This window comes from Mycobacterium kyorinense (genome assembly GCF_002101735.1).
In the GTDB taxonomy this organism is placed as follows: domain Bacteria; phylum Actinomycetota; class Actinomycetes; order Mycobacteriales; family Mycobacteriaceae; genus Mycobacterium; species Mycobacterium kyorinense.
Genome location: NZ_LQPE01000142.1, coordinates 24818 through 37567 on the forward strand (window position 1 = coordinate 24818; position 12750 = coordinate 37567).

The following is a 12750-nucleotide window of genomic DNA, read 5'->3' on the forward strand; positions in this document are numbered from 1 at the left end:
CTCATCGACCGCGCGGGTCTGTCCGGATATCCGCGCAGCCGAGGCGAACTTCACCCCATCCAGCGAGGGGCGCGGCGTTGACCAAAAACTTTGGGCTCCGCCCGGCATACGCATCGCATCGCATGCCCACGGCAACTCCAGTGGTGGTCAGGGCCGGCCACCGTCATCGAGCCCGCTGGGCCGCACGACCGGTTGCCGGAATTCTGACGATCGTGGCGGTCGGCCTCATCCTGTACGTTGCACTCGGGTTGTTTCGCGGCGATTTCACCGGAGCTGTTCCGGTGACGGTGATTTCGGATCGCGCCGGGCTGATAATGAACCCCGACGCGAAGGTCGAACTGCACGGTGTCCCGGTGGGGCGGGTCGCGTCAATTGACGCTCGACCCAACAGTACCGCGGTGATCCATCTAGCCATGGATCCAGCTCAGCTGCATCTCATTCCGGCGAACGTACGCGTCGACATCGCCTCGACAACGGTTTTCGGAGCAAAGTACGTGCATTTGATCGCACCCGACCGGCCTTCACCGGAGACGCTACAACGTGGGCAAGTCATCCAAGGTGAACACGTCACAGTCGAGATCAACACCGTCTTCGAGCGACTCAGTTCGGTGCTGTCCACGATTGAGCCCGAGAAACTGAATCAGACACTGACCGCGATCGCATCCGGGCTCGCCGGACGCGGGCAGAAGCTCGGCGAAGCGATCAGTGACCTAGATGCAAGCTTGGCGACATGGGATCCCAGTCTCGGCAGCTTGAGCCACGACATCGACGTCGCACCAACGGTGTTGAACGCCTACGCCGACGCTATGCCAGATCTACTCACGACTGTTCATAACGCAAGTTCGCTCAGCCGGACTATCGTCCAACAGCAACGTGATCTGGATGGACTGCTCCTCAGTACCATCGGGTTCGGCGATATCGGCAACGACGTCCTAGGCGCCAATCGCCGGTCTTTGACCGATGTGCTGCACCTTCTTAACCCGGTGACCGGACTAACCAATGAATACAATCAGGCGCTGAACTGCGCGCTGGCCGGTGCGATACCGATGGCCAAGCTGCCGCCGTCCAGACTTCCCGGTGCGGAGGTCATGGCGAGTCTTGAATGGGGCGCGGACCGCTATCGTTATCCGTCGGACCTGCCGAAGGTCGCTGCCAAAGGAGGCCCGCACTGCGTGGGCTTGCCACAAGTGCCATTCGAAACACGCCCTCCTTACGTCGTTGCCGACGTCGGTACCAACCCGTGGAAGTACGGCAACCAAGGCATCAGGCTGAACACATCACTACTCCAGGAACTTCTACTGGGCCATCGGCCCGATGGGCCGCCGCGTAACTCAGCGCAGATCGGGATGCCCGGATGAGTACTAGGGCGGGCACTGTGTTGAAATTCGGCACCTTCGTGGCAGTCATGCTGGCGCTCACTGCCGGCCTGTTCGCTGTCTTCGGCGAATACCGCGGCGGTTCCAACGCTCAGTACTCGGCTGTGTTCGCTGACGTCTCAGATCTGCGCGCTGGAGATTCGGTCAGGGTCGCAGGAATTCGAGTCGGAACAGTGAAAAAGGTTGCCCTGCGGGCGGACCAGAAAGTCGTGGTGGACTTCGACATCGACCGGACAGTCAAGTTGACTGTTGGCACACGGGCCGCGATCCGATACCTCAACCTTGTCGGGGATCGTTACCTCGAAATCATCGACGGTCCGGGCTCCACGCGGATCGTAACCCCGGGCTCACAGATCCAGATGGATCACACCATGCCTGCGCTCGATCTCGATGTACTTCTCAACGGGCTCAAACCGGTTGTCCAAGGCCTTAATCCGCAAGATGTCAACAGACTCACCGCTTCTCTAATACAGATTATGCAAGGGCAAGGCGGCACGTTGGAGTCGCTGCTGTCGCGGACTTCCTCGTTTACCAACGCATTAGCCGACAATGGAGCGGTCCTCGAGCAACTAATCGATAATCTCAACACAGCCATGGCGACCCTGGCTGGTGATGGCGACAGATTCACGGGCGCCATCGACCGACTTCACCGGCTTGTCACCGAGCTATCGGCCCAGCGGGATCCCATCGGCGCGGCGATCGATTCGCTGAGCAAGGGCACCGCATCCCTCGTTAGTCTGCTCGGCGACGCTCGCCCGTCCCTTGCCGCTACCGTCGACCAGCTCAACCGCCTGGCACCGTCGCTCGATGCAGACAAGGACCGCATCGACGGCGTGCTCCAAAAAGCCCCGGAAGACTACCGCAAACTGGCGCGAATAGGGGCCTATGGCAGCTTCTTTAACTACTACCTGTGCGGCGTAACTTTCAGAGTGACGGACCTGCAGGGCCGCACGGCGGTCTTCCCGTGGATCAAACAAGAAACCGGGAGGTGCGCCGAGAACCCATGAACAAATACCGCGGGCAACAACTCATTCGGGCCGGATTTATCGGCACAGTCCTCATCGTGCTGATCATCGCCGTGGGGTTACAGCCGCAACAGTTGCAGAGCTGGGCAACAACGGTCAGATACCAAGCGGTATTCACCGAGGCTGGCGGATTGGAGCCCGGCAACCCCGTCAAGGTTTCCGGCGTCAAGGTCGGCACGGTGAATGACGTGTCACTAGATCATGGTGATGCACTGGTCACTTTCACCGTCCACAGCAAGGTCAGGCTCGGCTCGCAAACCACCGCACACATCCGTACCGGGACGCTGCTGGGTCAGCGAATGTTGACACTGGAGTCCGCAGGAAGCAGTAGCATGCGTCCATTGGCGCGTATTCCGGTTGGCCGGACCTCATCGCCGTATTCGCTAACCGACGCGGTCAGTGATCTCACGACCAATGTCGCCAACACCGACACCCAGTCGCTCAACCACGCTTTGGACGTTCTCTCCACCACCATGGATCAGATCGCGCCGCAGCTGGGACCAACGTTCAACGGCCTGACGCGGTTGTCGAGATCGCTTAACAGCCGCAACGAAACGGTGAACGAACTTCTCAAGCACACAGCCGACGTCACCGCGATACTGGCTCAGCGCAGCCAACAAGTCAACGCGTTGATTCTCGACGGCAACGAGCTGACGGGTGTTTTGGTGCGGCGCCGACAAGCAATCGTTCGGCTGCTGGCAGACACTTCGGCTCTGGCTCAACACGTTTCGGGTCTGATCGCCGAGAACGAGAAGAAGCTCGCGCCGACATTGGAGAAACTCAACGCGGTCATCAAGGTCTTAGAGAAGAACCGTGACAACCTCGCGAAGGCCATACCGGGCCTAGCCAAGTTCGAAAGCGGTCTCAGCGAAATAGTCGCCAACGGCCCCTACTACGTTGGGTACATCCCCAATATTACCCAGGGCGTCGCACTTCAGCCGTTTCTGGACTATCTATTCGGCTTCCGCACCTTTGACACCGCCCCCGGTCGCGGCCCGGGCTTGCCGTCCCCAATGCCACGGGCATTGTTCCCCTGGCCGTACAACGGTATCCCGGGAGGCTCGCGGTGATGATCTCGAACCGACTCCGAACCGCAACCGCAGTCATGCTGTTGGCCGTCATGCTTGGCGGGGCCGCTGTGATTATTCGCTGCACCTTTTTTGCGCCCAAGACGATCATTGTGTATTTCACGACCACAACGGGGGTCTACCCGGGTGACCAGGTGCGGGTGTCCGGCGTGAAAATCGGCACCATCAAATCTATCCAACCGCAAGGCACTGAGACCAAGATGACATTGCTTGTGAATCGGGGTGTGCGTATTCCGGCTGACGCCAAGGCCGTCATCGTTGCTCAAAACCTTGTCTCGGCGCGCTATGTGCAGCTGGCTCCGGCTTATCGATCCGATGGTCCGACGCTGCCGGACGGTGCCGAAATCCCTATCGACAGGACAGCTGTACCCGTCGAATGGGACGAGGTCAAAACGCAACTGACCCGCTTGGCAACGGAGTTGGGACCCAAGGGCGGAGTGTCGGATACCTCGACGGCACGGTTCATCGACAGCGCAGCCGGCGCCCTGGGCGGCAATGGAGACAAGCTGCGTCAGACGCTGGCACAGTTGTCAGGAGTAGGGCGCATCCTGGCTAACGGGAGCGGCAACATCGTCGACGTCATCAAAAATCTGCAGACTTTCATCGCGACATTGCGGGACAGCACCACCCAGATTGTGCAATTCCAGGGTCGACTCGCAACCCTCAGCAGCGTGCTCGACGGCAGCAGATCCGATTTGGACGGCGCCCTAAGGAATGTTTCCCAAGTCGTGGGCGAGGTGCAGAGGTTCGTCCAAGACACCCGAGGACAAGTAGCCGACCAAGTTCAGCTGCTCGCCAACGTGACGCAGAACGTTGTCGATCACAAGAAAGACCTCGAACAAATCCTTCACGTCGCTCCGACAGCCGTGGCCAACACGTTGAACATGTTCGACCCCCGAGACGGGGGCGCAACAGGAACAGTTGCGCTGGCCAACTTCTCCGATCCGGTCCAATTCTTGTGCGGGATGATCGGTTCCATCGAAAACGTCACTGCATCGGAGACCGGGAAATTGTGCGCGCAATATCTTGGACCCGCTTTGCGCCAGATGAACTTCAATTACCTTCCCTTCCCCTTCAACCCGGGCCTGACCTCGGTTCCGCCCCCCGAAGACTTGCTCTACACCGAACCCGACCTGGCGCCAGGGGGCGCCGGCCCCAAGCCGGCACCCCCGGACACACCGCCTGCGGTGTCGGCGTATACGGGCGCCGGCGATATACCACCACCCCCTGGGTATGGGCCACCTCCTTCGCCAGCCCAACCGGTACTGGCGCCCAAGGATCTTTCGGAGATCCTCCTCCCCCCGAACTCGGTGGTATCGAACGGAACTGCGCCCGCACAGCCGTCGGCGCCCGCGCCGTCAATCCCGGATATCGCGCCGACTGATATGCCGTCGTCGCCGGAGGAGACACGACGATGAACGGTACTGCTACCATACGGCGCGGCGCCGCCGTTGGCTGCTGCGTCGCATTGACCACAGCTGGATGCGGCTTTCAGGGTGTAAATTCGCTGCCCCTTCCTGGAGCAGTTGGTCGCGGCGCCCACGCAGTGATCTACCACGTCGAAGTCGCGAATGTCGGTACATTGGAGCCGAATTCACCGGTGATGGTCGACGATGTCGTGGTCGGAAGTGTCCGGAATATGACAGTCGACAACTGGCACGCGAATGTCGAGGTGTCAGTGCAGCAGGGTATCGTCGTTCCCGCCAACGTGGTGGCGACGGTGGGGCAGACCAGTTTGCTCGGTTCGATGCACTTGGCTTTGGACCCTCCACTGGGTCAAGCGCCCCACGGAAGACTTCAGCCTGGTGCCACCGTCCCCCTCAGCAAATCATTGGCCTACCCGTCGACGGAACGGACTCTGTCGACGCTGTCGGCCGTCGTCAACTCGGGTGGCTTGGGACAGGTCGGCGACATCCTCCACAATTTCAACATCGCACTAACCGGGCGGCAAACCGAGGCGCGCGACGTGCTGGCCCGGCTCGACAAGTTCGCGGGAGTCTTCGACCGCCAGCGTGACGCGGTCATCGCATCAATCCAGGCGCTCGACCGCCTCTCCGGCACGCTCGCCGCCCAGCGCGACGTGGTGACGCAGGGGCTCGCCGAGATCCCGCCGGCTCTGGATGTTCTCATCGCTGAACGACCACGGTTGACCACAGCCCTCGACAAGATGCGGACGTTCAGTGACACCGCCACAGCTTTGGTCAATGACACTCATGCCGATTTGGTGACCAACCTCAACAACCTCCATCCGACAGTGCGCGCACTGGCTGACGTCGGACCCGAGATAGACACTGCGCTCGCATTTCTTCCGGTCATGCCCTTCGGGCAGAACCTCATCGACCGCGCGATTCGAGGCGACTACATGAACCTGTTCGCGGTCTTTGACCTCACCCTCCCGCGACTAAAACGCACCCTATTGTCGGGAACGCGTTGGGGCAACGAACACGCGCTGCTCGTGCCGGCGCCAGGAGATCCCGGCTATGAGGCGTTCTACACGACCCACCCTTTAACCGCCCCAATCGCGCCACCGCCGCAATCCACCGCGCTGCCACCACCGGCGAATGACACTGCGCCGTCGGCGGAGTCGACACCGCCCCCAGCTCCGCAAGCAGATAGGCCAGGCTGATGCTGACCCGCTTCGTCCGCATCCAGCTGACCATCTTCTCGATCGCGTCGGTCATCGGTCTGGCCGCAATAGTCGTCGAATATCTACAGCACCCACCATGCTGGGGTTAGGCCGCATCAACGTAAGAATGGAACTTCGTGATACGGGAGGCCTTTATCGGCTCGCCAACGTGACATACCGGGGCGTTGAGGTCGGAAAAGTCACCAGCGTCAAACTCACACGGACCGGTGCCGAGGCAACACTTTCGCTGGGCACCTCACCGAAGATTCCCGCCAACCTCGTTGCGCAAGTACGAAGCATCTCCGCAATCGGAGAGCAGTACGTTGACCTGCGTCCACACACGTCGTCTGCTCCATATCTACACGACGGATCGGTGATCGACGTCGCCAACACATCGATTCCGCAACCAGTCGGGGCGATGCTGGACCGAACCAGTGCGCTGTTGGCCAGCATCCCCAAAGACAAACTCGCTGCGCTGATCGATGAATCGTCAAAAGGCTTCAACGGTGCGGGATATGACTTAGGGTCGCTGTTCGACTCTGCGGCCAAGGTATCGCACGAAACCCACGGCGTCGCAGAGAAAATCAGATCCCTGATAGAAGACAGCACCCCACTGTTGGACGGAGAGGTCCAATCCTCGGACACGACGCGACAATGGACACGCAATCTTGCGAACGTTACCCAGCAGCTTGTGGACGATGACCCGCAACTTCGCACGATCCTACAGACTGGACCCGTTGCGATCCAAGAGGTTTCGCGCCTACTCAACAGCGTCAAGCCCACACTGCCGGTGCTGCTCGCCAACCTGACCAGCCTCGGGCAGGTCGGTGTGACTTACCTGCCGTCACTTGAGCAGCTGTTGGTGCTAATTCCGCCGTACTTCGCCGACCTACAATCCATCGCGCCGAACAATAATGCGACGGGCCTGCCATTGGGGAACTTTCGGATTGAAGCCAGTGATCCGCCGGCCTGCACTGTTGGATTCCTACCGCCATCGCAATGGCGATCGCCGGCAGACACCACCACCATGGACACACCCGATGGGCTCTACTGCAAGTTGCCGCAAGATTCACCCATCCTGGTTCGTGGCGCTCGAAATCTTCCGTGCATGGCCCATCCCGGTAAGCGCGCACCGACGGTGCAAATCTGTGACAGCGACAAACCCTATATGCCGCTGGCAATGCGCCAACATGCTCTGGGGCCAAATCCTATTGACCCCAACCTAATCGCGCAGGGCGTACCATCCGATAGCCGAATCAACACCGATGACAACATATTCGGCCCCGTCGAGGGGACTCCTCGGCCGCCAGAGACCTACCCACCGGGAATTCCGTCGCCACCCGAGCCGCCGAATCCACCTGCGCCGGCTCCTGACCCGTCAACCGTGACACCGCCGCCCGCGGGTAGTGGGCCAGCAGCCCTGCCTGCGGCCCCGAGTTCGTCACGCACCGAACCATCACGGCAACCTTCGGTCGCCGTAGCCACTTACGATCCCCGCACCGGCCGGTACATGTCGCCAGACGGAATCGTCGTGGAGCAAGCCAACCTGGCCGCAGGGCAGGACACAAATCCGAAGCGCTGGCAGGACCTGCTGATGGTACCGCGAGGCATCTCACCGTGAATACAGCGTTGCTGGCGGTTCATCGAACAACCGTGGCCGGAATCTTCGCGGCGATCGTAAGTTCAGTGCTGGCCCCATCGGGGCATACAACCATCGATGAAATCGCGCTCAACGGAACCTATACGGCAATCTCTGATGGGCAATGGGCCAAGACCAACGAGAAATACCATGACGAAGCGACCGTCATCAGCACATGGACCATCACGTCCTCCTGCACGGGCATCTTTGACTGCATAGGTCGCGTGACGAGTGACTTAGGTTGGAGCGCAGATGCACGCTACGTCAGCGGTATGTGGTTTGTGATCCACATCCTGGATAACTGGGAACATTGCGCAGACGGCAGCGGGGCTCCAGCCAGGCAGGTTTTCAAGTTCTATTCAGATCCGAACAATAAGTCAGCCCAGCTGGGATGGGACACGACCACCGCAGCGAGCGGCGCCTGCGGGCGTAATCGTCCGCTCGAGATCGAGATGCCATTCAAGTTGGTTCCAAAGTGAGCTGGCCGCGGTGACGACGGGAATTGTCATGTCATGAAGCGTTCAGAGCGCATCTGACGGCTATAGCAGTTGCGCGGCCAGGAAGCTTTGCTCGTCGCCGCGGAATACCTCGATGGGATCAACTGATTCCGGGTCCAGCGTGGCGGCGATCATCGCCTGCACTTTGAACGCGCGAGCGGCTGCGCTGAGCCGATGTTCGAGCTGTTGGGCGCCGCGCCGCAGGTTCAACGGCCGCTCGCCGCCCCAGACAGCGACGTCCGCGCGGTTGGGTCGCGACGTGTCCTCGAAATATGCGCGCACAACATTATTTTCGCCGAACAAGGCTGACGAAGCGATGATTGCGTCCGGCCGCCGTGCTTCGCTGGAGAAGCCGTCGAGCAGTTCGGAGTTGACTCCGAGGATCCGCAAGGGCCGGTCATCGCGACACTCGGCCAAGTACACCGTGATATTCCAGCCCCTGACAGACCCGTCATAGAGCAGTCCGCCCGCTGCCCAGACTACGTCCGGTTCGTTAGCCCCCAAGACCGCCAGCCGATAGGGGGTTGCGTGACTCTCCCCAGTGTGCGGGTCTCCCACGAGCCGGGTGCGGTCGTCGCGGGTCGCCGGTGTCATCGATTTCCTACCATTGGTCAGCCCTTCTGTTCCGCATCGCCTGGTGTCCTCCTGCGATCCGGACTGGTCCCCCGAAAGCCAATGCGAGACTATGGCGATAATATGTAATTTTGTTTTTGAGAATACACATATCCGCGCGGGCGTGCGAGCGGATTGCCGCATAAGGGCGTCCAACGATGAGGGGATCGACATGATCAAAACGGGCTCGCGGCTGCGCAGCCAGGTTTGCGATACACAGGTGATCGTGGTCAAGGCCACTACTGCCTTCGACGAGCTGCGGTGCGGCGGTGCGTCAATGGTGCCCGTGGACTCCGACGGGTCGCCACTCGGTAGCCCTGACCCGGCATTTTCCGGCGGCACGGTGATGGGCAAGCGCTACACCGATGACTCGGGCGGTGAATTGCTGGTTACCAAGGCAGGGGCCGGCACGCTCAGCGTCGGTGAAATCCCGTTGACGCTCAAGGAAGCCAAGCCGCTGCCCGCGAGCGACTGAGATCCCTCGCTACCCTGCGGCGGCCCGTCGCGTCCGCGCAGCGCGGTCGTCAATGAAGCCCCGGACCACGAAGGGGCGCACAAATTCTGCGACCGCGGAATCGTCGTGCATGTCGATGCGAGGTGACGGTGTCGTGAAGAGGGAGAACAGAATTCGCGCGAACCATTCGGCGGCTGCGGCCACGTCGAGGTCCTTGCGAACTTCGCCGGTGAGTTTCGCGGCAACCAGGAACGGCGCGATGAAGTCGCCGCATTCCTGCAGCAGCACCGCCGAATTCTTGGTCAGCAGGAGGTCAACCTCCTCCTGGTCGAAATACTTCTCCGGCTCGACCACTCTGCGCGCCTGAACAACGAACACCGCCGCGCGGACCAACTTGTCTTCGAGGGTCTCGCCCCGGTTGACCACCTTGGCCATGTTCCGATAAAAGCGCTGCGAGGCTGCTTCCGCGCAGGCTTCGACAACCGCACCCTTGTCAGGAAAGTACTCGTAGACAGTGCTGCGTGAGACTCCGGCTTGGCGCGCGATGTCGACGATGGTCGTCTTGCTCAGGCCCCGGGTCCGGAAACAGGCGAACGCCGCAGAGATGATCGCGTCGCGCGTCTCAAGCTCGGTTTGGTGTGTCATCGTCTGCCCTGACCTACTCACCCCACAGACCATAACGTCCGCGCGACGACGCCAGGCCTAGGAAGCCGGGGCGAGGATAAGGCCACTGGTGGGCACACCGGTGCCCGATGTGACGAGTACATGCTCGACATTGTCGACCTGATTGTGCGAAGTTCCGCGTATTTGCCGCACGGCCTCGGTAATGCCGTTCATGCCGTGAATGTAGGCCTCGCCGAGCAGCCCGCCGTTGGTGTTGATCGGCAGCGACCCACCCAGCGACATGCGCTCGATCGACACGAAGTCTTTGGCCTCGCCGCGGCCACAGAAGCCGAGCTCCTCGAGCTGGGTGAACACGAACGGCGTGAAATGGTCGTACAGGAACGCCGTCTGGATGTCGGCGGGCCCCAAACCTGAGTCGCGCCATAGTTTGTCGCCGACGACACCCATCTCCGGCAGTCCGGTGATGTCGTCGCGGTAGTAGCTGGTCATGACCTCGCCGTCGTAGGCCGCGCCCTGAGCCGCCGCACTGACGACCGCCGCTGGCTTGGCAAGGTCACGCGCCCGCGCAACGCTGGTCACGACGATCGCCACCCCGCCGTCGCTTTCCTGGCAGCAGTCCAGCAGCCGCAGGACCGGTTCAATGATCCACCGAGACTTCTGGTGGTCTTCGAGGGTGATCGGACGTTCGTAGAACCAGGCGTCCGGGTTCTTGGCGGCATGGATACGGTCGATCACCGAGATTTTCCCGAAGTCCTCGTTGGTAACCCCGTAGGTCGACATGTACCGCTGCGCGTGCAGGGCCACCCAACCTGCCGGTGTCATCAAGCCGAATGGCGCGTAGGGCGCCAACCATGGCGGGGGAGCGGTCATCTGGCGGCCGGCACCGCCGAAGCGGAAACCGGACCGTTCGTTGAACGCGCGATAGCAGACCACGACGTCGGCGACACCAGTCGCAATGGCCATGGCGGCCTGCATGACAGTGCCGGCCGCAGCGCCGCCACCGTGCGGGACACGGGTGAAGAAGGTGAGGTCTTTGATCCCGACGTTGCGGGCGACCTCGATCTCCTCGTTCTGGTCGACGGTGAAGGTCACCATGCCGTCCACGTCGCCAGGCTGCAGGCCTGCGTCGTCGAGCGCCGCTTTGACCGCTTCGCAGGCCAGTTGCATCTCGCTGCGGCCGGATTCCTTCGAGAACTCGGTCTGGCCGATCCCGGCGATGGCAGCCTTGCCGCCGAGTCCGCCGCTCATGCGCCAATTCCGTTGAGCAGGCTCAGTTCCGCGGTGCCGGAGACGTGCTCACCGAGGCTGTTGACGCCTTTGAACGTCACCTCGACGAGTCCCTCGCCCTTACCAATCGACTTGGCGGTGACGTTGCCGGTGAAGTGCAGCGGGTCGTTGGGGTAGGCGGGCACACCCAGCCGGATCGACAGCTTCTTGATCATCGCTTCGGGCCCGGCCCAGTCGTTCAGAAACTTCACGCACAGACCGTTGGTGGTGAGGATGTTCAGGAAGATGTCTTTGGACCCTTGCGAATTGGCGAAGTCACGGTCGTGGTGTACGGGCATGTAGTCGCGTGAGGCGATGGCTCCGGCAACGATCAGCGTGGTGGTTACGGGAACGTCCATCGGGGCGACTTCGTCGCCGACGTTGACGGTGTTCCAGGCCAGCGTGTCGGTGCGGCCGATGGTTGAGGTCATGGGTTTCCTTCCGGGTATGTGCTGCCGAGGCGCGCGAGCTGCTGGGAAGCGGATCCGAGGCCGAGTTCGATCTGCTTGGCCCACAAGAAGTACCGCCACAGCGGATAAGTCACGTCGATGCCGATGCCGCCGTGGACCTGCTGGGCGGTAGCGGTGACCCGCGCTCCGGCCTCGGCGGCCCAAAACTTGGCGATGGCTGCCTCACGCGCAGCTGGCCGGCCCCGAGCGACGAGCCACGCGGCATGCCACGTGGTCCAGCGGATCGCTTCGACGTCGATGAACGCGTCGGCCATCCGCTGCTGTACGGCCTGAAACGACCCGATTGGCCTGCCGAATTGCTCACGTTGGCTTGTGTAGGTGGCCGCGATTCGCAACGCCCGTTCGGCGACCCCAATCTGCATGGCGGACAAGCCGACAAGCGCGCGGACATACAGCGACCCGACGGGATCAACACCTTCAGCGAGGCGGTTCGCCTCAGGTACCAGCGCCCCGTGCAGGACGACGTCGGCAAACGGCTCACCGTCAGTGGTGCGGGCCGGCACTACGTCGACCCCGTCGGTGCCCTTGTCGAGCAGGAACAGCGCTGGACCGTCGTCGGTGCTTGCGGCCACGACAATCGCGTCGGCCAGTTGCGCGGCCGGGACCAGCTCTTTGGTGCCCTCGAGGCGCCAGCTGGCGCCGTCGCGGCGTGCCCTGGTGCCCGGAGTCAACGGGTCCGAACGCCCAGCCTCCGCGAGTGCCGCTGTCAGGAGCCGGCTGCCGTCCACCACGCCGGGCAGATACTTTTCTCGAATAGTCGAATTACCGTGGCGCGCGACCGTGTCAGCACCGAGCAGCAGCGTGGCGTACACCGGAACGGGAGCGACACTCCAGCCGACCTCCGCGAGCAGCACTCCCAGCTCCAGAAAGCTGCCGCCGCTTCCACCGACCGACTCAGGCAACCCGATTCCGAGCAGATCGGAGCTCGCCAACTCGCGCCACAGCGCAGGGTCGTAGCGTGTTTCGCCGGTCTCCAACCCGGTGAGACACTCGGGGGTCGCGCGAGCCTCGAACAACTGGCGGGCGACTTTGCGTACGGTCTCTTGTTCTTCGCTGAATGAAAAGTCCATCAG

The 12750-nt window shown here is 61.7% G+C and carries 12 protein-coding genes and 1 pseudogene; 8 read left to right on the forward strand and 5 right to left on the reverse strand.

Translation table 11 applies throughout. The features are described 5' to 3' along the window. Nucleotides 1-122: 122 nt before the first annotated feature. From AWC14_RS18210 to AWC14_RS18240, 7 genes and pseudogenes are all read left to right on the forward strand, one after another. On the forward strand, nt 123-1358 hold the full coding sequence (locus tag AWC14_RS18210) for an MCE family protein (protein WP_081968195.1): 1236 nt from the start codon (nt 123-125) through the stop codon (nt 1356-1358). Next, on the forward strand, nt 1355-2383 hold the full coding sequence (locus tag AWC14_RS18215) for an MCE family protein (protein ID WP_045380792.1): 1029 nt from the start codon (nt 1355-1357) through the stop codon (nt 2381-2383). The genes AWC14_RS18210 and AWC14_RS18215 overlap by 4 nt, the downstream gene beginning before the upstream one ends. Continuing rightward, entirely contained in the window at nt 2380-3471 is a 1092-nt protein-coding gene (locus tag AWC14_RS18220) for an MCE family protein (RefSeq protein WP_045380795.1), read from the forward strand. The genes AWC14_RS18215 and AWC14_RS18220 overlap by 4 nt, the downstream gene beginning before the upstream one ends. Further along, entirely contained in the window at nt 3471-4907 is a 1437-nt protein-coding gene (locus AWC14_RS18225) for an MCE family protein (protein WP_045380798.1), read from the forward strand. Before AWC14_RS18220 ends, AWC14_RS18225 begins: the two co-directional genes overlap by 1 nt. Next, complete coding sequence (locus AWC14_RS18230) at nt 4904-6115, forward strand: MCE family protein (RefSeq protein WP_081968196.1); 1212 nt, start codon at nt 4904-4906, stop codon at nt 6113-6115. Before AWC14_RS18225 ends, AWC14_RS18230 begins: the two co-directional genes overlap by 4 nt. After that, nucleotides 6115-7736: pseudogene (locus AWC14_RS18235) on the forward strand (MCE family protein). Before AWC14_RS18230 ends, AWC14_RS18235 begins: the two are co-directional and overlap by 1 nt. Continuing rightward, nucleotides 7733-8233 (forward strand): Rv2253/PknI dimerization domain-containing protein, encoded by a 501-nt coding sequence (locus AWC14_RS18240; RefSeq protein ID WP_235215954.1) that lies wholly within the window; start codon nt 7733-7735, stop codon nt 8231-8233. The pseudogene AWC14_RS18235 and the gene AWC14_RS18240 overlap by 4 nt, the downstream one beginning before the upstream one ends. Before the next feature lie 60 nt (nt 8234-8293). On the opposite strand, the gene AWC14_RS28325 is transcribed toward AWC14_RS18240, so the two are convergent. Beyond that, nucleotides 8294-9097: a hypothetical protein gene (locus tag AWC14_RS28325; RefSeq protein ID WP_162267181.1), complete on the reverse strand. Its 804-nt coding sequence runs from the start codon at nt 9095-9097 to the stop codon at nt 8294-8296. Between AWC14_RS28325 and AWC14_RS18250 the strand changes: the two genes are divergently transcribed. Next, on the forward strand, nt 9036-9338 hold the full coding sequence (locus AWC14_RS18250) for a hypothetical protein (RefSeq protein ID WP_045380800.1): 303 nt from the start codon (nt 9036-9038) through the stop codon (nt 9336-9338). The genes AWC14_RS28325 and AWC14_RS18250 overlap by 62 nt on opposite strands. A 9-nt stretch (nt 9339-9347) precedes the next feature. Here AWC14_RS18250 and AWC14_RS18255 read toward each other — a convergent pair whose 3' ends face one another. Genes AWC14_RS18255 through AWC14_RS18270 form a run of 4 tightly spaced genes read right to left on the reverse strand, consistent with a single transcriptional unit; the run spans nt 9348 to nt 12747 of the window. Beyond that, on the reverse strand, nt 9348-9962 hold the full coding sequence (locus AWC14_RS18255) for a TetR/AcrR family transcriptional regulator (RefSeq protein WP_045380802.1): 615 nt from the start codon (nt 9960-9962) through the stop codon (nt 9348-9350). A 57-nt stretch (nt 9963-10019) separates the two neighbouring features. Continuing rightward, nucleotides 10020-11189, reverse strand: a complete 1170-nt coding sequence (locus AWC14_RS18260) for a lipid-transfer protein (protein ID WP_045380805.1) — start codon at nt 11187-11189, stop codon at nt 10020-10022. After that, nucleotides 11186-11638 (reverse strand): MaoC family dehydratase, encoded by a 453-nt coding sequence (locus tag AWC14_RS18265; protein WP_045380808.1) that lies wholly within the window; start codon nt 11636-11638, stop codon nt 11186-11188. Before AWC14_RS18265 ends, AWC14_RS18260 begins: the two co-directional genes overlap by 4 nt. Continuing rightward, entirely contained in the window at nt 11635-12747 is a 1113-nt protein-coding gene (locus tag AWC14_RS18270) for an acyl-CoA dehydrogenase family protein (RefSeq protein ID WP_045380811.1), read from the reverse strand. Before AWC14_RS18270 ends, AWC14_RS18265 begins: the two co-directional genes overlap by 4 nt. Nucleotides 12748-12750 lie beyond the last annotated feature (3 nt).

Coding starts and splice junctions, on each gene's coding strand:
- AWC14_RS18210 (WP_081968195.1), top strand. CDS start 123: ATGCCCACGGCAACTCCAGTGGTGGTCAGGGCCGGCCACCGTCATCGA.
- AWC14_RS18215 (WP_045380792.1), top strand. CDS start 1,355: ATGAGTACTAGGGCGGGCACTGTGTTGAAATTCGGCACCTTCGTGGCA.
- AWC14_RS18220 (WP_045380795.1), top strand. CDS start 2,380: ATGAACAAATACCGCGGGCAACAACTCATTCGGGCCGGATTTATCGGC.
- AWC14_RS18225 (WP_045380798.1), top strand. CDS start 3,471: ATGATCTCGAACCGACTCCGAACCGCAACCGCAGTCATGCTGTTGGCC.
- AWC14_RS18230 (WP_081968196.1), top strand. CDS start 4,904: ATGAACGGTACTGCTACCATACGGCGCGGCGCCGCCGTTGGCTGCTGC.
- AWC14_RS18250 (WP_045380800.1), top strand. CDS start 9,036: ATGATCAAAACGGGCTCGCGGCTGCGCAGCCAGGTTTGCGATACACAG.
- AWC14_RS18255 (WP_045380802.1), bottom strand. CDS start 9,962: ATGACACACCAAACCGAGCTTGAGACGCGCGACGCGATCATCTCTGCG.
- AWC14_RS18260 (WP_045380805.1), bottom strand. CDS start 11,189: ATGAGCGGCGGACTCGGCGGCAAGGCTGCCATCGCCGGGATCGGCCAG.
- AWC14_RS18265 (WP_045380808.1), bottom strand. CDS start 11,638: ATGACCTCAACCATCGGCCGCACCGACACGCTGGCCTGGAACACCGTC.
- AWC14_RS18270 (WP_045380811.1), bottom strand. CDS start 12,747: ATGGACTTTTCATTCAGCGAAGAACAAGAGACCGTACGCAAAGTCGCC.